The organism is Geobacillus thermodenitrificans subsp. thermodenitrificans DSM 465, assembly GCF_000496575.1.
In the GTDB taxonomy this organism is placed as follows: Bacteria; Bacillota; Bacilli; order Bacillales; family Anoxybacillaceae; genus Geobacillus; species Geobacillus thermodenitrificans.
In genome coordinates this window covers 313,811-331,252 of the sequence record NZ_AYKT01000001.1, presented here as the reverse complement: position 1 = coordinate 331,252, position 17,442 = coordinate 313,811, and the positions used below count along the sequence as shown (strand labels likewise).

Annotated in this window: 15 protein-coding genes; all 15 read right to left on the bottom strand. The window is 51.6% G+C overall.

Features of this window, described 5'->3' with window-relative positions; translation table 11 throughout:
- Nucleotides 1–15 precede the first annotated feature (15 nt).
- A complete protein-coding gene (locus tag DSM465_RS0101750) occupies nucleotides 16–294 on the bottom strand; it encodes a DUF503 domain-containing protein (protein WP_008878543.1) in 279 nt (92 codons plus the stop codon).
- Nucleotides 291–2,498, bottom strand: a complete 2,208-nt coding sequence (gene infB / locus DSM465_RS0101745; protein ID WP_029760485.1) for a translation initiation factor IF-2 — start codon at nucleotides 2,496–2,498, stop codon at nucleotides 291–293. Before infB ends, DSM465_RS0101750 begins: the two co-directional genes overlap by 4 nt.
- A gap of 19 nt (nucleotides 2,499–2,517) precedes the next feature.
- Complete coding sequence (locus DSM465_RS0101740) at nucleotides 2,518–2,820, bottom strand: YlxQ family RNA-binding protein (RefSeq protein WP_008878545.1); 303 nt, start codon at nucleotides 2,818–2,820, stop codon at nucleotides 2,518–2,520.
- The gene (rnpM, locus tag DSM465_RS0101735; RefSeq protein WP_029760484.1) at nucleotides 2,810–3,100 is read right to left on the bottom strand and encodes an RNase P modulator RnpM; all 291 of its coding nucleotides are present in this window, start codon (nucleotides 3,098–3,100) and stop codon (nucleotides 2,810–2,812) included. The genes DSM465_RS0101740 and rnpM overlap by 11 nt, the downstream gene beginning before the upstream one ends.
- Nucleotides 3,101–3,112: 12 nt before the next feature.
- Nucleotides 3,113–4,264 (bottom strand): transcription termination factor NusA, encoded by a 1,152-nt coding sequence (gene nusA / locus DSM465_RS0101730; RefSeq protein ID WP_008878547.1) that lies wholly within the window; start codon nucleotides 4,262–4,264, stop codon nucleotides 3,113–3,115.
- A gap of 24 nt (nucleotides 4,265–4,288) precedes the next feature.
- The gene (gene rimP, locus DSM465_RS0101725) at nucleotides 4,289–4,762 is read right to left on the bottom strand and encodes a ribosome maturation factor RimP (RefSeq protein ID WP_008878548.1); all 474 of its coding nucleotides are present in this window, start codon (nucleotides 4,760–4,762) and stop codon (nucleotides 4,289–4,291) included.
- A gap of 198 nt (nucleotides 4,763–4,960) precedes the next feature.
- The gene (locus DSM465_RS0101720; protein ID WP_029760483.1) at nucleotides 4,961–9,265 is read right to left on the bottom strand and encodes a PolC-type DNA polymerase III; all 4,305 of its coding nucleotides are present in this window, start codon (nucleotides 9,263–9,265) and stop codon (nucleotides 4,961–4,963) included.
- Nucleotides 9,266–9,371: 106 nt separating this feature from the next.
- Nucleotides 9,372–11,075, bottom strand: a complete 1,704-nt coding sequence (locus DSM465_RS0101715; RefSeq protein WP_029760482.1) for a proline--tRNA ligase — start codon at nucleotides 11,073–11,075, stop codon at nucleotides 9,372–9,374.
- Between the two features lie 28 nt (nucleotides 11,076–11,103).
- Nucleotides 11,104–12,369 carry an RIP metalloprotease RseP gene (gene rseP, locus DSM465_RS0101710; RefSeq protein ID WP_171355341.1) on the bottom strand — a complete coding sequence of 422 codons (1,266 nt, stop codon included), beginning with the start codon at nucleotides 12,367–12,369 and terminating at the stop codon, nucleotides 11,104–11,106.
- 2 nt (nucleotides 12,370–12,371) lie between these two features.
- Complete coding sequence (gene dxr / locus DSM465_RS0101705) at nucleotides 12,372–13,520, bottom strand: 1-deoxy-D-xylulose-5-phosphate reductoisomerase (RefSeq protein WP_029760481.1); 1,149 nt, start codon at nucleotides 13,518–13,520, stop codon at nucleotides 12,372–12,374.
- Nucleotides 13,521–13,540: 20 nt separating this feature from the next.
- The gene (locus DSM465_RS0101700; protein WP_008878554.1) at nucleotides 13,541–14,335 is read right to left on the bottom strand and encodes a phosphatidate cytidylyltransferase; all 795 of its coding nucleotides are present in this window, start codon (nucleotides 14,333–14,335) and stop codon (nucleotides 13,541–13,543) included.
- Nucleotides 14,332–15,105: an isoprenyl transferase gene (locus DSM465_RS0101695; RefSeq protein WP_029760480.1), complete on the bottom strand. Its 774-nt coding sequence runs from the start codon at nucleotides 15,103–15,105 to the stop codon at nucleotides 14,332–14,334. The genes DSM465_RS0101700 and DSM465_RS0101695 overlap by 4 nt, the downstream gene beginning before the upstream one ends.
- Nucleotides 15,106–15,186: 81 nt before the next feature.
- The gene (gene frr, locus DSM465_RS0101690; protein WP_008878556.1) at nucleotides 15,187–15,744 is read right to left on the bottom strand and encodes a ribosome recycling factor; all 558 of its coding nucleotides are present in this window, start codon (nucleotides 15,742–15,744) and stop codon (nucleotides 15,187–15,189) included.
- A gap of 2 nt (nucleotides 15,745–15,746) precedes the next feature.
- Nucleotides 15,747–16,469, bottom strand: coding sequence for a UMP kinase (pyrH, locus tag DSM465_RS0101685; RefSeq protein WP_008878557.1), 723 nt, complete (start codon nucleotides 16,467–16,469; stop codon nucleotides 15,747–15,749).
- A 71-nt stretch (nucleotides 16,470–16,540) separates the two neighbouring features.
- Entirely contained in the window at nucleotides 16,541–17,425 is an 885-nt protein-coding gene (gene tsf, locus DSM465_RS0101680; protein WP_029760479.1) for a translation elongation factor Ts, read from the bottom strand.
- Nucleotides 17,426–17,442 lie beyond the last annotated feature (17 nt).

The window sequence follows — 17,442 nt, the reverse complement described above, 5'->3', positions numbered from 1 at the left end:
CACCCATCACCTCGATTACAACCACTCAAATGATGTCACCGCCCGCTCCAATTCGGGAAACGAGTCGATCAAAGCCAGCGCCCGCTCAAGTTCCCGCTCGGTCGCGAGCCGACTTGACGCAATGGCAACGAGGCCGATTTTCGCCCGCTGCCATGCATCTTGATAATCGATTTCGGCTACAGAAACATTATATTTTTGCCGGATTCTTGTCATCACCCGTTGAAGGACAGCCCGTTTGTCTTTTAGCGACTGGGCGTTGTAGATGATGCATTCGCATGAGGCGAAGCCGATCATGCGCGAGCCACTTCCTGCATGATGTACGCCTCGATGACGTCCCCTTCTTTAATATCGTTGAAGTTTTTGATGGTCACGCCGCATTCGTATCCTTGCGCCACCTCACGCACATCATCTTTATACCGTTTGAGCGAGTCGATTTCGCCTTCGTACACGACGATGCCTTGACGGATAAGGCGCACTTTGCTGTCGCGGGTAATTTTGCCGTCGGTGACGTAGCACCCGGCGATCGTGCCGACTTTCGACACTTTGAACGTTTGCCGCACTTCCGCCTGACCGATCACTTTTTCTTCATATTCTGGGTCGAGCATCCCTTTCATCGCCGCTTCAATTTCTTCGATGACATTGTAAATAATGCGGTGGAGGCGGATGTCGACGTTTTCTGATTCGGCAGCCCGCTTCGCATTGGTGTCCGGACGGACGTTAAAACCGATGACGATCGCGTTCGAGGTCGTTGCCAACAAGATGTCTGACTCCGTAATGGCGCCGACCGCCGCGTGGATAATTTTCACACGCACGCCTTCGATATCGATTTTTTGCAAGGCGGCGACAAGCGCTTCGACCGATCCTTGGACGTCGGCCTTAACGATCAAGTTCAGCTCTTTCATTTCACCTTGCTTAATTTGTTCAAACAAATCGTCCAAGCTGACGCGCGTTTTCACGCTCCGCTGCTCTTGCAGCTGCCGCTGTGCCCGCGCTTCTCCGATTTGTCGCGCTTTCTTCTCATCTTCAAATACCATAAAGCGGTCCCCGGCTTGCGGCACATCATGAAGCCCTGTGATTTCGACCGGCATCGACGGACCCGCTTCTTTGACACGCCGACCGCTGTCATTGACCATCGCGCGCACGCGTCCGTACGTTGTTCCGACAACAATCGGATCACCGACTTTTAGCGTACCGGCTTGGACGAGCAACGTCGCTACCGGACCGCGCCCTTTATCGAGCTTCGCTTCGATCACCGTACCGAGCGCGCGGCGGTTCGGGTTCGCTTTTAGTTCTTCCATTTCGCTGACAAGCAAAATCATTTCCAACAGATGGTCAATACCGTCTTGGGTTTTCGCCGACAGCTTGCAGAAAATCGTATCGCCACCCCATTCTTCCGGAACGAGGTTGTACTCCATCAACTCTTGCATAACGCGATCCGGGTTTGCTTCCGGCTTATCCATTTTGTTAATGGCGACGATAATCGGTACGTTCGCCGCTTTGGCGTGGTTAATCGCCTCGACCGTCTGCGGCATGACCCCATCATCAGCAGCAACAACAAGGATGACGATATCCGTCACTTGCGCACCGCGCGCCCGCATCGTCGTAAACGCTTCATGCCCCGGCGTATCGAGGAACGTAATTTTCTTGCCGTTGACCGTGACTTGATAAGCACCGATATGCTGTGTAATACCGCCCGCCTCTTGCTCGGTCACTTTCGAGTGGCGGATTGCGTCAAGCAGCGTTGTTTTCCCGTGGTCAACGTGCCCCATAATCGTGACGACCGGCGGCCGTTCCACCAAATCTTCCGGTGCATCGACAATTTCGATCGTTTCAAAATTCGTTTCATCGATCGTCACTTTTTCTTCGACTTCAACTCCGTAATCAGAGCAAATGAGCTCGATCGCATCTTTGTCTAAATCTTGGTTAATCGTCGCCATGACGCCGAGCATAAACAGTTTTTTAATGATTTCCGACGGCTCGCGGCCAAGTTTTTTCGCCAATTCGGCTACCGTGAGCGAACCTTCGAACGTAATTTTTTTCGGGAGCTCTTTTTCTTTTTTCGCCGGCTGCTGCGCCTGCTTTGAGGCTGGGGCAGCTTGTTTTTTGCCTTTCATCGGTCCTTTTCCTTTTTTCTTCGCCGCTTGGAACAGTTTCTTTTCTTGCTGCTGTGCTTCTGTTTTTTTCGTTTCCTTTCCTTTCACTGCTCCCTTTTTCTTCGCCGGCTTCGTCTTTGCCGTTTCTTTCTTGTCCTCAAACATTTCCTCGTCGGCAAAATCGGCGGCTTTCGCCGGCGTCGGCCGCTTCGGTTTCTCCGTTTTCTTTTCCGCTTTTTTCTCTGAGTTCACGCGGTATTGATGATCGAGCTTTTCGACGACATCGGCTTCGAGCATAGTCATATGGTTGTTCACTTCAATATTCATTTCTTTCAATTTATGAATAACGTCCTTGCTTGGCACATTATGTTTTTTGGCGTATTCGTACACACGCATTTTCGACATACATTCACCCCCATAAAGATCAGTCGAGCATCGTTTGCAATTGGCGCGCGAACCCTTCGTCGGTGACGGCGACAACGACGCGGGCGTCTTTGCCGATCGCGCCGCCGAGCGTATACCGGTCCGGCACTTTGCAAAGCGGGACACCATAAAACGTACATTTATCGGTCACTTTTTTTTCCGTATTGGCCGACGCGTCTTCCGAGAGCAAGACGAGCCGCGCCTTGCCCCGTTGCACTTCCTTCACGACAAGCCCCTCGCCGGAAACGACTTTTCCGGCCCGCTGCGCCAACCCTAACAGCGATGCCCAGCGGCTATTTTTCATATCCTGCCTGTTTCTCCTTTTCCGCCAAGGCAAGCAGTTCATCATACAGCGCGTCGGCGATATCAGCTTTTAAATGGCGGGCCAAAATATTTTTCTTTTTCGCCTGCAAAATACATTCCGGATCGAGTGTAATATACGCACCTCGCCCCGCCTTTTTGCCAGTCGGGTCAATCGATACGTCTCCTTCTTTCGAGCGGACGATGCGCACCATTTCCCGTTTCGGCTTCATCTCTCCGGTGACGACGCATTTGCGCAACGGAATTTTCTTTTGCGCTGCCATCTTCATTCCCCCTCACTCGATTTCCGCCGTTGCATCAAATGGTTGACCGCTCTCATCACTATTTTCATTATCGGCCGTCACGCCGTCGAAATCAAGCGAAGTGGATGGCGCATGCGGGTCGATGCCCATTTCCCGCGCTTCTGATTCGCTTTTAATGTCAATTTTCCAGCCAGTCAATTTCGCGGCCAGCCGGGCGTTTTGGCCTCGCTTGCCGATGGCAAGCGACAGCTGGTAGTCCGGGACAATGACGGTCGTCGCCTTTTGTTCTTCATTCACGATGACGCGCAGCACTTTGGCCGGACTTAGCGCGTTGGCGACAAATTCGACCGGATCAGCCGACCAACGGACGATATCGATTTTTTCGCCGTGCAGCTCATCGACGATCGCCTGTACACGCTGCCCCTTCGGCCCGACGCAGGCACCAACCGGATCGACTTCCGGATTGTCGGAATGAACGGAAATTTTCGAACGGTCGCCGGCTTCACGGGCAATCGATTTAATTTCAACCGTGCCATCGTAAATTTCCGGCACTTCAAGCTCAAACAGCCGCTTTAACAAACCCGGATGAGTGCGGGAGACGAAAATTTGCGGCCCTTTTGTCGTTTTTTCCACTTTCGTAATGTATACTTTCAGCCGATCGTGCGGTTTGTACGTTTCGTTCGGCATTTGCTCATTCGCCGGCAAGAGCGCTTCCGCTTTGCCGAGGCTGACATAGACAAAGCGAGGGTCAATGCGCTGGACGATGCCGGTCATAATGTCTTCTTCACGGTCGACGAATTCAGCGTAAATAATGCTCCGCTCCGCTTCGCGCACGCGCTGGGTAACGACTTGTTTCGCCGTCTGCGCCGCGATGCGGCCGAAATCACGCGGCGTCACTTCCAGTTCGACGACATCGCCGATTTGATAGTTCGGATTGAGCCGCTGCGCCTCCTCAAGAGAAATTTCAAGGCGCGGGTCGGTTACCTCTTCAACGACATCCTTGCGAGCGAGCACCCGGATCGTTCCTGTATCCATGTTTAAATCGACGCGCACGTTTTGCGCCTGGCCGAAGTTGCGTTTATACGCTGAAACGAGCGCTGCTTCAATCGCTTCCATGATGACTTCTTTGCTGATGCCCTTTTCCCGCATCAGATCGGCTAACGCCTCAAGCAACTGCGTGTTCATGAAACGAAAATCCCCCTTTTATTATTAGAAGAAGATGACGGCTAGTCTTGCGCTCGCCACTTTTTCATACGGAATGGCGACTGTTTTTTGCCGCCCGCGGTCTTTGACCGACAGCGTGACGGTCGTTCCATCGAAAGCGGTTAACTCACCTTCAAACTGCTTTTCTCCTGCAATGGGTTCATACGTCTTGATATATACATGTTTTCCAATGGCTTTGACAAAGTCTTTTTCATTTTTTAACGGTCGCTCCGCCCCTGGCGACGAGACTTCCAAAAAGTAGTTGTGCGGAATCGGATCAACCTCATCCAGCTTTTCGCTCAACTTTTCACTGACGACGCCGCATTGTTCAATATCGACCCCATCGTCTGAATCAATAAAAACACGCAAAAACCAGTTTTTTCCCTCTTTCACATATTCAATGTCTACTAATTCTAATCCCATCTCGTTTAAAATGGGCGTGACAAGCTGTTCGACCGTTTCTGTCACTTTTTTGCTCATCGTTTTCCTCCTTATCGAGCAAACATGGGCGTGTGGCATAATGAGAAAATCCCCTGCACAGGGCGGGGAATGAACGAAAGACAGATGCCAATTCAAGACGAAAGAGTGGGTTTCCCCACTCTTTGCTTGTCATTATCTTTGCCAATTCCACTAAAACTATAACACATTCGGAAATATATTGCAACGAAAAACCTTCCGTCAGAACAGAGACAGTTGGTTATGATCCGGAAGTGAGTCGAGGCAGCCACGACTTTCGAGATACTCAAGAAGTGTTTTCGATACTTTCCCACGCTGCTGCAAATCTTCTTTCGACAAAAACTCCCCTTCTTCGCGGGCGCGCACAATGTTTTGTGCCACGTTCGTCCCGAGCCCCGGGATGGCATTAAACGGCGGAATGAGTGAATGGCCATCAATGACAAATTCGGTCGCCTGCGAACGATACAAGTCAATATTTTTAAAGGTAAAGCCGCGCTCGCACATTTCTAGCGCTACTTCAAGCACAGTGAGCAAGCTCTTCTCCTTCGCGGTAGCCTGGATGCCTTTAGCATTAATTTCCTCAATCCGCTTGCGGATGGCGGCTGAGCCTTTGATCATGGCATCAAGATCGAAATCTTCCGCCCGCACCGTAAAGTATGACGCGTAATACAAGAGCGGATGGTGCACTTTGAAATAGGCGATGCGCACCGCCATAAGAACGTAGGCGGCGGCGTGCGCTTTCGGGAACATGTATTTGATTTTTTTGCACGAATCGATGTACCACTCCGGTACGTCATGCTTGCGCATTTCTTCTTCAAATTCCGGCGTCAACCCTTTCCCCTTGCGCACCGATTCCATAATTTTAAACGCCAGCGACGGTTCAAGCCCGCGATAAATGAGATATACCATAATGTCGTCGCGGCAGCCGATCACTTCCGACAACGTGCACGTCCCGTTTTGGATGAGCTCTTGTGCATTGCCGAGCCAGACATCGGTGCCGTGCGACAAACCGGAAATTTGCACGAGCTCGGAAAACGTTTTTGGTTTCGTTTCTTCCAACATTTGTCGAACAAAGCGCGTGCCAAACTCCGGAATACCAATCGTGCCGACGTTGCACATAATTTGCTCCGGCGTGACACCAAGCGGCTCAGTGCTGCTGAAAATACCCATCACATCCGGGTCGTCGGTCGGAATGGTCTTCGGATCAATACCGCTTAAATCTTGCAACATGCGAATGACCGTCGGATCATCGTGTCCAAGAATGTCTAACTTCAACAAGTTATCGTGAATCGAATGAAAGTCAAAGTGGGTTGTTCGCCACTCTGATGACGTGTCATCGGCTGGATATTGAATCGGCGTAAAGTCATAAATTTCCATGTAATCTGGAACGACAATAATGCCGCCCGGATGCTGCCCGGTCGTCCGTTTCACCCCGGTGCAGCCGGCCGCAAGCCGGTCGATTTCTGCGCCGCGCAGCTCTAAGTTATGGTCGCTCGCATAGCCTTTGACAAATCCGTATGCCGTTTTGTCAGCAACTGTGCCAATCGTCCCGGCTCGATAGACATTGTCTTCACCAAACAACACTTTCGTATAGTTGTGGGCTCGCGGCTGGTACTCACCCGAGAAGTTCAAGTCAATATCTGGTACTTTGTCACCCTTAAAGCCGAGGAACGTCTCAAACGGAATGTCGTGCCCGTCTTTTTTGTACTTCGTCCCACATTGCGGGCAGTTTTTATCCGGCAAGTCAAAGCCCGAGCCGACTGAGCCGTCATTAAAAAACTCGGAGTGTTTGCAGTTCGGGCAGACGTAATGCGGCGGCAGCGGGTTCACTTCGGTAATTTCCGTCATCGTCGCGACAAACGACGAGCCGACCGACCCGCGCGAACCGACGAGATAGCCGTCATCAAGCGATTTTTTCACCAGTTTATGAGAAATTAAATAAATAACAGCAAAACCGTGGCCGATGATGCTTTTCAACTCTTTTTCGAGCCGCTCTTCGACGATCTTCGGCAGCGGATCGCCATAAATGTCTTTCGCGCGCCGATAGCTCATTTCCCGGATTTCGTCGTCCGCTCCCTCGATGCGCGGCGTATACAAATCGTCTTTAATCGGCTTCACCTCGCCGATTAACGAGGCGATTTTTTGTGTATTGTCGACGACGATTTCTTTCGCTTTTTCCGCCCCTAAAAACGAAAAACAGTCAAGCATTTCATCCGTTGTGCGGAAATACACGTCCGGCAGCTCGTGCCGGTTGAGCGGGTTCGCTCCACCTTGCGAGTGAATTAAAATTTTCCGGTAAATTTTATCTTCCGGATTCAAGTAATGAACGTTGCCGGTGGCGACAACCGGGATATCAAGCTTCTCGCCGAGGGCGACGATGCTGCGAATAATATCTTTGATCATTTCCTCATCTTTGACATAGTCCATCTCAATCAGCGGCTTGTATACCGCTGGCGGATGCACCTCAAGGAAATCGTAAAAACGGGCGATCTCTTCCACTTCCTCCGGCGCCTTTTGGATCAAGTTGTCAAACAGCTCCCCTTTGTCGCAACCTGAACCGACAAGCAAGCCATCGCGATGCTTAACAAGCACCGAGCGCGGAATGCGCGGCACACGGTGAAAATATTGAACGTGTGACAGCGAAACGAGCTTAAACAAATTTTTCAACCCCGTCTCATTTTGAGCCAACAACGTCACATGAAACGGGCGCGATAGCCGATATGATGCTTCGCTATGAGTGCGGCTGTTCAACTCATCGTGATACAAAATGCCTCGTTCCTCTGCTTCTTTCAGCAGCCGCATCAGCAAATGCCCGGTCGCCTCGGCGTCATAAATGGCGCGGTGGTGTTGTGTCAATTCAATGTCAAACTTTTTACAAAGCGTATTGAGACGATGGTTTTTCAAATCCGGATATAAAAAACGGGCGAGTTCAAGTGTATCGATGACCGGGTTTATGACTTTGCCAAGCCCCATTTTGGCGAGCCCTGCGTTTAAAAAGCCGATGTCAAAGCTAGCGTTATGGGCGGCAAGCGTCGAATCACCAACCCAATCGATAAAGCGGCGAAGCACCTCTTCGACATCCGGGGCGTCTTTCACCATCTCATCGGTAATGCCCGTCAATTCCATCGTCGTCACCGATAACGGATGGTGCGGATTGGCAAACGACATAAACCGATCGATGATTTCACCGTCTTTGACTTTCACCGCCGCCAACTCGATGATCGTGTTGTATACAGCCGACAATCCGGTCGTTTCGACGTCAAAGACAACATACGTCTCGTCGGAAAGGCGGCGGTGCGCCTCGTTGTAGGCGATCGGCACTCCGTCATCAACGATGTTCGCTTCCATCCCATACAACACTTTCATGCCGTGTTTTTTCGCCGCACTATACGCTTCCGGAAACGATTGAACGACGGCATGGTCGGTGATGGCCACCGCCGGGTGCCCCCATTTTTTCGCCTGTTCAATGAGCTTCGCCACTGAAGTGACCGCATCCATTTGGCTCATCGGTGTGTGTAAATGGAGTTCGACTCGTTTTTCGCCTTCCGGTGCCGTATCGCGCCGTTCGTTCGCCGCCACTTCGTTTAAGTCATTAGCGATAATGACTAAATCGCGGACGAACGTATCGTTTTGCACACTGCCGCGCACTTTCACCCACATGCCTTTTTTCACGCTGGACATCAGTGCAGCGTCTTCTTTGTCACGCGAGAACATTTTGATAACAATAGAGTTCGTATAATCCGTGATTTTCATCGTCAGCAGCGTACGGCCACTTTTGAGTTCGGTCACTTCAGCGTCAAACACATACCCTTGCACAACGACACGTCGCTCTTCCTCGACGATCGTCTCAAGCGGACGCACCGGCTCCTCGTCGCGGATCGGATAGCCGATGACAAGCGGGCCGGACGGAGAAGCCGCTTCCGCTTTTTCTTCTTCTTTCGCCAAATCCGTCAGCACGGCGAGCGCTCGTTCTTCATCTTCTTGCTGTTTTTGCGCCAAAAACCGCTCCATTTCCTGCTCGGCCGGTTGAATGCCGACTTCGAGGTGAAGGAGCGGAAACCCAAACGAAGCGTAGACATCCGCGATTTTTTTGGCGAATCGCCGCTTGACGGCCAACGCTTCTGCATCATGACGGGCGGTGACAAAGAGCTTGTTTCCTTTCACCGCCGGCGTCTGCCGGCTAAGCAAATCGACGAGCGGCGACACGCCTTCTTGCAGCTGTTCAAGGCAAAGCGGCCAATACGCCTGCACATCCGTTTCGGTCACATGCGGCTCTTCGACATAAATCGTATGACGGACAGCAGCGATATGACGGAATGCGGCTGCCAATCGGTCCGTAAACGACTTGTACACATCAACCGGCAGCACGTTCGCCAATTGAAAATGAAAATGCCAGCTTTTTTCCTCTTTATCAATCACGACTTTCCGAATGGCCGCCTCTCGAAAGTACGGCATCCATTCATCCGACGTCATCTTCAGCTGCTCGAGCAATACGAGAAACCGCTCTTTTTGTTCTTTCGTAACCATGACTTCCCCTCTCAACGAAATCATTTCTCTTTCTCTATCATACCATACAAACGGCAACAGCGCCGGCGAAAAAAGAAGCGGGTTCTTTTTCGCCGGCGCCGTTCGTTTATCCTTGCAAAAGACGGCGCACTGTTTCGATCAGCTCACCGACCGGCACGTCAAACGTCTCGCCTGTTTTCCGAACTTTTACTTCGACCACACCTTCACTTGCCCGCTTGCCAACGGTGACGCGGAGCGGGATGCCGATCAAATCGCTGTCGGCAAACTTCACCCCGGCCCGTTCCGGACGGTCATCATACAACACGTCAAATCCGGCCTGTCCGAGTTTTTCGTACCACTCTTCAGCCAGCATGCGCTGTTCATCGCTTTTCGCGTTCGCCGTCAGCAAATGAACGTGAAACGGTGCGACCGAAACCGGCCATACAAGCCCGTTCTCATCGGCGAACTGCTCGGCGATCGCCGCAACGAGCCTAGAGACGCCAATGCCGTAGCAACCCATAATCATCGTCTGTGTCCGACCATTTTCGTCGAGGTAAACGGCGTTCATCGCCTCGCTATATTTCGTACCGAGCTTAAACACATGTCCAACTTCAATGCCACGAGCGAAGCGGATCGTCCCGTTGCCATCCGGAGAAGGGTCGCCTTCTTGGACGAAACGCAAATCCGCATATTGACTGACGGCAAAATCGCGGTCTGGATTGACACCCGTATAATGGTATCCTTCCTCATTGGCGCCGCAGACGCCGTTTACGATCGCCGCGACAGCATGATCGGCGATAATCGTCACCTCTTCGCTGACGCCAATCGGGCCGAGCGAACCAACCGGGCAGTTCATCACTCGTGCTGTTTCTTCCGGTGTCGCCAGCTCCACGACAGTCGCATCAAGCACATTTTTCACTTTCACATCATTCGCTTCATGATCGCCGCGCACCAGAACGAGCACGTAGCGGCCATCAACGTTAAATAAAAGCGATTTAATGCAACGTTCCGGTGCTACTTGCAAATACGAAGCAACTTCAGCAATCGTTTTTTGCTCCGGGGTCGCCACTTTTTTCAGTTCCACCAGCGGCTCACTGCTTTTTTCATACGTAGTGACGACCGGTGCCATTTCAATGTTGGCCGCATAGTCGGACGCATCGGAATAAGCGATCGTATCCTCGCCAATATCAGACAGCACCATAAACTCGTGCGTATCTTTGCCGCCCATCGCTCCGGAGTCAGCAATGACAGCGCGGAAATTTAAGCCGCAGCGGCGGAAAATGTTCGCGTACGCTTCATACATTTTATTGTACGTTTCGTCCAAACTTTCCTGCGATGTGTGGAATGAATACGCATCTTTCATGATGAACTCGCGACCGCGCAACAGCCCGAAACGCGGACGTTTTTCATCACGGAATTTCGTTTGAATTTGATACAAGATAAGCGGCAGCCGCTTATACGTTTTCACTTCATCGCGAACGATCGTAGTAATCATCTCTTCGTGTGTCGGTCCGAGAACGAAATCGCGCTCGTGACGGTCTTTCAGGCGCATGAGCTCCGGTCCATACGAATACCAGCGCCCGGACTGCTGCCAAAGCTCAGCCGGCTGCAAAGCAGGCATGAGAAGCTCCAATGCTCCGGCGCGATTCATCTCCTCACGAATAATCGCTTCCACTTTTTGCAAAACACGTTGCCCGAGCGGCAAAAACGTGTAGACGCCGCTTGCGCTTTGGCGGACGAAGCCGGCCCGCAACAGGAGCTGATGGCTTTTCACTTCCGCGTCCGCCGGCACTTCGCGCAATGTCGGAATAAACCCTTGACTTTGTCTCATCAATAGCCACCTCGTTTTCTCTCTTTCATTATAGGAAGAATTTTTGAATGTCATTCCATGTCACGACAAGCATAAGTAACATAAGCAAGGCGAAGCCGATAAAATGGACCATTCCTTCTTTTTGGCGGTCGACCGGCTTGCCACGCACCGCCTCAATGGCGAAAAAGAGGAGCCGTCCACCGTCTAATGCCGGCAATGGCAACAAGTTGACAATCCCGAGGTTAATGCTCAAAATCGCTCCCCATTTCATCAAGTAATAAATGCCAGACTCAGCAACTTTACCGGTCGATACGGCAATGCCGACCGGACCGGACAACATGTCAAGTTGGAACTGGCCGGTGATCAATTGACCGAGCCCGACTAAAATTTGCCGTGTCCAATAGTACGTCTCCATAAGCCCTTGTTTCACTGAACCGAACACCGATTTTTCCATGGGCTGATAGACGCCGATTAAGCCGATCGTCTCCCCCTGAATCGTTTTCTCTTCTGGGGTGACGGTCACATTCATTTCGTTTCCGCCCCGTTCAATTTGAAATTGGAGCGGTTCGTTCGGATGAGCGCGAATCGTATTGACAATTTCTGTCCATGTTTCCATACGTTCGCCGTTGATCGCGATCACTTCGTCCCCTTGCTTCAAGCCAGCCGCACGCGCCGCCCCTTCCGGCGTCAGCTCGCCGATGATCGGCTTGTCGACCGGGTATCCTTGCAAGAGACCGATCAAAATAAAGACGACAAGGGCCAAGACAAAATTGGCGAGCGGTCCAGCCAAAATCGCCATCGTCCGTTGTCCGAGCGTTTTCGCAGCAAACTGACGGTGGTATGGAGCAATCTGAATTTCTTGGCGATCGGCGACAAAAAACGCCGGCTCTTTGACAGCAAATCGCTCAAGCCGCTCCCCGTCAGTATAGCCCGTCACATACATGCCATGCTCCAAATCGGCGTCTTCCACCTCGATTACCCGGATGTTCGGGTAATCGTCCTTATGATTGATGACGATTTTTTCTACTTGCCCTTCGTCATCAAGCAACAGGCCGACGACTTGCCCGCGCTTCAGTTCAATCATTTCCGGGTCTTCACCCGCCATGCGTACGAAGCCGCCAAGCGGGAGAAGCCGGACCGTATATACCGTTTCGTTTTTCTTAAACGAAAACATTTTCGGTCCGAAACCGATGGCAAATTCGCGGCAAAGAATGCCGGCCCGCTTCGCTAACAGCAAGTGACCGAGTTCGTGAAAAAAGACGAGGGCGCCAAAGACGACAATAAACGAAATGATCGTTTCCAAAGTTTCAACCACCTTTACGATAGTAGTGAGCGAACATAAGCGCGCGTATCTGCGTCGATTTCGCGAATCTCCTCAAGCTGCGGATCGCTCACTAGGCGATGGCGCTCAAGAGCGCGCTCGATCCACTCTTCGATGGCCAAAAACGGAATGCGGCCGGCTAAAAACGCAGCAACCGCTTCCTCATTGGCCGCGTTTAAGACCACCGGCAGCGAGCCACCGCGTTTTCCAGCTTCATAGGCAAACCGCAGACAGCGGTAGCGGTCAAAATCAACCGGAGCGAAATGGAGCGTCCCTAGCGTTGCTAAATTCAGCGGCTTCGCGACAGAAAGCGGCAGCCGCTCCGGATAAGTCAACGCATATTGGATCGGAACGCGCATATCCGGCGTGCCAAGCTGAGCGAGAACGCTTGTGTCGCGAAACTCGACAAGCGAATGGATGACGCTCTCACGGTGCAGGACGACTTCGATCCGCTCATACGGCAACCGAAACAGCCAATGGGCTTCAATGACTTCAAATCCTTTGTTCATCATCGTCGCCGAATCAATCGTAATTTTTGCTCCCATTGACCAGTTCGGATGACAAAGCGCTTCCTCGACCGTCACATGGGCAAGCTCCTCGCGCGTCTTGTCGCGGAAACTGCCGCCGGATGCCGTGAGAATGAGCTTCTCGACGTGCTCGTGCTTTTCTCCTTGCAAACATTGAAAAATGGCGGAATGTTCGCTATCGACCGGCAGCAGGGGCACATTGTGCTTTTCCGCCGCGGCTGTGACAAGATGCCCAGCGACAACAAGCGTTTCTTTATTGGCAAGGGCGATCGTTTTTCCCGCCTCGATCGCTTTTAGCGTCGGCACAAGGCCGATGCTGCCGACGACAGCGGTGACGACAATATCGGCTTCTGAGCAAACGGCCGCCTCAACCAGCCCTTCCTCTCCGTACACAATCGCCAGCCGCCCGCCGTATTCACTGTAGAGCGTCTCATAAGCACCGCGGTCGGCGACGGCGACAAGGCGAGGAGAAAATTCGGAGATAAGACGTCTGGCCGCTTCAACATTTTTCCCGACCGATGCCGCGGCTAAGCGGAATTTGTCCGGATGGGCGCGGATGACATCGAGCGTTTGCGTGCCGATCGATCCGCTCGCCCCTAATATACTAATATATTTCAATCCTTTCACTCCTCATCCTCTTATCGTACCACTTCGATAAATATGTATAAGAGCGGCAACACAAACAATAGACTATCAAACCGATCCAAAATGCCGCCATGCCCCGGCAAAATCGCTCCCGAATCCTTCACGCCGTAATGGCGCTTGAACGCCGACTCGACCAAGTCGCCGAGCTGGCCGAACATCGAAAGCAAGAGCGCGAGCCCAATCGCCGCACCGAGGCTGTCGAACAGACCAGCCGTCCATTCGTAAACGGCAGCGATGGCAACAGCGGAGCCGATGCCGCCGATGGCACCTTCGATTGTTTTGTTTGGACTGATTTCCGGCCATAGCTTACGCCGACCGAACGCGCGGCCGAAAAAATATGCCCCGATGTCGGTCGCCCAAATGACAAACAGCGCATAAATCAAGTACGACAAACCAGCTAAACGGACGGCACCGAAGCAGAAAAATCCAACGCCGACATAAAGGACCGCCAACACGATAAATGCCGCTTCATCGAACGTCAGCGTATTTTTTGTCAAAACGGTGCCAACAAGCAACAAAAAGGCGAGGGCAGCAAGCACGCCAAACTTGGCAGACCCAGACGCCACCCACTCGTCACCATAGCTGGCGGGAACAAGCAACAGCCAAAGAGCCGCGAACCCGGCTCCCCCGGCGAATGACAGCGGGGACATCCCTTTCATCCGCAGCAGTTCAAACAACCCAACCGTAGCCAATATATATGTTACTATTATAAACGGAAATCCACCTAAAATAACAATCGGCAAAAAGAGCGCCGCCGCTATGACTCCGGTAATGATTCGCTGTTTCATCGTGCTGACACTCCTCCAAATCGGCGGTCGCGCTGCTGGTAAGCGGCAATCGCCTGCAAGAAATGTTGTTCAGTAAAATCCGGCCATAATACATCAGTAAACCAAAACTCCGTATACGCCAACTGCCAAAGCATAAAATTGCTTAAACGAATTTCTCCGCTCGTACGAATGAGCAAATCCGGATCGTCAAGCCCACCCGTCATCAAATAGGAGGAAATGAGTGACTCGGTAATGTCCCCCGGCGCGAGTGCCCCACGTTGGACGTCTTTGGCGATTTGCTGAACAGCAGCGGTAATTTCCGCCCGGCTTCCATAATTGAGCGCAAAGTTTAAAATTAGGCCGGTGTTGCCACTCGTTTCGTGAATGGCTCTCCTGATGGCTTGACGTGTATGATCCGGGAGCTCGTCTGTACGGCCGATCACTTGCACTTTCACATTCTCTGCGACAAGCTCGGGAAGAAATGTCGTCAAAAACTGTTCTGGCAGTTTCATTAAATAGTCGACTTCGCTTTTCGGACGTTTCCAATTTTCTGTTGAAAACGCATAAAGCGACAAAACGCGCACCCCAAGCTCGTTAGCAAAACGGGTAATTTTGCGCACAACTTGCATCCCTTCATAATGGCCGGCCACCCTCGGCAAAGCCCGCTTTTTCGCCCATCTTCCGTTCCCGTCCATGATGATGGCGACGTGGTTCGGAATCGGATGACTAAGCACATCCTCTTTCGTCAACAGGGCGTCTTTCTCTTTATTTTTCCACATTTTATTGAACATACGTGTCCTCCGCAAACGTGTTTTGCCTTTCCATTATAGCAAAAAAACCCTCCATCAACATAGAGGGTTTGCATCGTTTTCCTATACTTCCATCACTTCTTTTTCTTTCTCTTTTGTGATGGCGTCAATTTTGGCGATATGGCTGTCGGTCAGCTTTTGCACTTCGTCGGTATAGCTGCGCAGCTCATCTTCCGTAATCTCGCTATTTTTCTCGAGTTTTTTCAGCTCATCGTTTGCATCGCGACGGATGTTGCGCACCGCAACTTTCGCTTCTTCCGAATATTTTTTGACGAGCTTCGCCAGTTCACGGCGACGTTCTTCAGTAAGCGGCGGAATGACAAGGCGGATAACCGATCCGTCATTCGACGGCGTCACTCCTAAGTCCGACGCTAAAATCGCTTTTTCCATTTCTTTAATGACCGATTTGTCATACGGCTGAATGACAAGCATACGCGCTTCCGGCACGCTGATCGTAGCGAGCTGGTTGATCGGCGTTGCGACACCGTAATAGTCAACGGTTACTTTCTCAAGCAACCCCGCGTTCGCCCGACCGGCACGGACGGTCGCCAACTCGCGGCTGAACGCTTGCACAGCTTTATCCATTTTTTCTTTCGCCTGTTGGATCACTTGCTTTGCCATCGTTATTTCCCCCTTACGATCGTTCCGATATTTTCTCCTAATACAGCACGTTTAATGTTACCCTCTTCCGTAATCGAAAAGACGATGAGTGGAATATTGTTGTCCATGCAAAGCGAGGAAGCGGTAGAGTCCATGACACCGAGCCCTTGCTGAATGACATCCAAGTACGACAGTTCATCGTATTTGACCGCACTGGCATCGATATTCGGATCGGCACTATAGACGCCGTCAACGTTGTTTTTCGCCATCAAAATGACGTCCGCTTCAATTTCTGCTGCCCGCAGCGCGGCAGTCGTATCGGTTGAAAAATATGGGTTGCCCGTACCAGCGGCGAAAATGACGACCCGCTTTTTCTCGAGATGGCGAATCGCCCGCCGACGGATGTACGGTTCGGCCACTTGTCTCATTTCAATCGATGTCTGCACCCGCGTTTCGACGCCGAGCTGCTCGAGGCTATCCTGCAAGGCGAGCGCGTTCATTACCGTCGCTAACATCCCCATGTAGTCAGCTGTCGCCCGGTCCATTCCCATTTCGCTTCCTGTTTTTCCGCGCCAAATGTTGCCGCCGCCGACAACGATGGCGATTTCCACATCGAGTTCAGCCACTTCTTTTACTTGTTTGGCGATCGACTGGATCACTGCCGGCTGGATGCCAAATCCTTGTTTTCCGGCGAGCGCTTCTCCGCTTAGCTTTAAAACAACGCGTTTGTATTTTGGTTGTTCCATGTCAAACCTCCGTGATGATGCGAGTCGCTTTGAAAAACAGGGAACACGAGCGTGTTCCCTGTTGCGGTCCGTCATTGTTTTCTTACTTGGCTCATGACTTCTTCAGCGAAATTATCTTGACGTTTTTCGAGCCCTTCACCAACTTCGTAGCGGATGAACTGCTTCACGGTTGCTCCGCTCGATTCGACGTATTGGCGTACCGTCACATCCGGGTTTTTCACGAACGCTTGCTCAAGCAGGCAAACATCTTCGTAAAACTTTTTCAGACGGCCTTCAACCATTTTTTCAACGATGTTTTCCGGCTTACCTTCGTTCAACGCTTGTTGTTTCAACACTTCACGTTCGCGCGCAATCTCTTCTTGCGGCACTTCATCGCGCGAAACGTATTTCGGATGGAGCGCAGCAATATGCATCGCCACATCTTTAGCGACCTCTTCAGTTGCGTTGCCGGCTAATAATGTTAATACGCCGATGCGCCCGCCCATGTGCAAGTACGCGCCAAACGTTTCATCATCCGCTTTGTTGACAACAGCAAAGCGGCGGAGCGTAATTTTTTCACCGATTTTAGCAACTGCTTCGTTAATGTAATCTTGAACAGTGGAACCACTGCTCATCGTTTGTCCGAGCGCTTCATCAAGCGTGGCTGGCTTTTGTTTCAGCAGATGTGCAGCCAGCTCCTTAACGAGCGTTTGGAACGCTTCGTTTTTGGCAACGAAGTCCGTTTCCGAGTTTACTTCCAAAATGACAGCCGCATTGCCTTCCGTCGCGATGTATGTCATTCCTTCCGCTGCGATGCGATCTGCTTTTTTCGCTGCTTTAGCAATTCCTTTTTCACGCAGCCAGTCGATCGCTTTTTCCATGTCACCGTTCGTTTCGGTGAGCGCTTTTTTGCAGTCCATCATGCCTGCGCCCGTTTTTTCGCGCAGCTCTTTTACCATTTGTGCTGTAATCGCCATGAAAAGCTCCTCCTTCT

What these genes read in the sequence shown, in the direction of transcription:
- DSM465_RS0101750 (WP_008878543.1), bottom strand. Translation starts at nt 294, where the DNA reads ATGATCGGCTTCGCCTCATGCGAATGCATCATCTACAACGCCCAGTCG.
- infB (WP_029760485.1), bottom strand. Translation starts at nt 2,498, where the DNA reads ATGTCGAAAATGCGTGTGTACGAATACGCCAAAAAACATAATGTGCCA.
- DSM465_RS0101740 (WP_008878545.1), bottom strand. Translation starts at nt 2,820, where the DNA reads ATGAAAAATAGCCGCTGGGCATCGCTGTTAGGGTTGGCGCAGCGGGCC.
- rnpM (WP_029760484.1), bottom strand. Translation starts at nt 3,100, where the DNA reads ATGGCAGCGCAAAAGAAAATTCCGTTGCGCAAATGCGTCGTCACCGGA.
- nusA (WP_008878547.1), bottom strand. Translation starts at nt 4,264, where the DNA reads ATGAACACGCAGTTGCTTGAGGCGTTAGCCGATCTGATGCGGGAAAAG.
- rimP (WP_008878548.1), bottom strand. Translation starts at nt 4,762, where the DNA reads ATGAGCAAAAAAGTGACAGAAACGGTCGAACAGCTTGTCACGCCCATT.
- DSM465_RS0101720 (WP_029760483.1), bottom strand. Translation starts at nt 9,265, where the DNA reads ATGGTTACGAAAGAACAAAAAGAGCGGTTTCTCGTATTGCTCGAGCAG.
- DSM465_RS0101715 (WP_029760482.1), bottom strand. Translation starts at nt 11,075, where the DNA reads ATGAGACAAAGTCAAGGGTTTATTCCGACATTGCGCGAAGTGCCGGCG.
- DSM465_RS0101700 (WP_008878554.1), bottom strand. Translation starts at nt 14,335, where the DNA reads ATGAAACAGCGAATCATTACCGGAGTCATAGCGGCGGCGCTCTTTTTG.
- DSM465_RS0101695 (WP_029760480.1), bottom strand. Translation starts at nt 15,105, where the DNA reads ATGTTCAATAAAATGTGGAAAAATAAAGAGAAAGACGCCCTGTTGACG.
- frr (WP_008878556.1), bottom strand. Translation starts at nt 15,744, where the DNA reads ATGGCAAAGCAAGTGATCCAACAGGCGAAAGAAAAAATGGATAAAGCT.
- pyrH (WP_008878557.1), bottom strand. Translation starts at nt 16,469, where the DNA reads ATGGAACAACCAAAATACAAACGCGTTGTTTTAAAGCTAAGCGGAGAA.
- tsf (WP_029760479.1), bottom strand. Translation starts at nt 17,425, where the DNA reads ATGGCGATTACAGCACAAATGGTAAAAGAGCTGCGCGAAAAAACGGGC.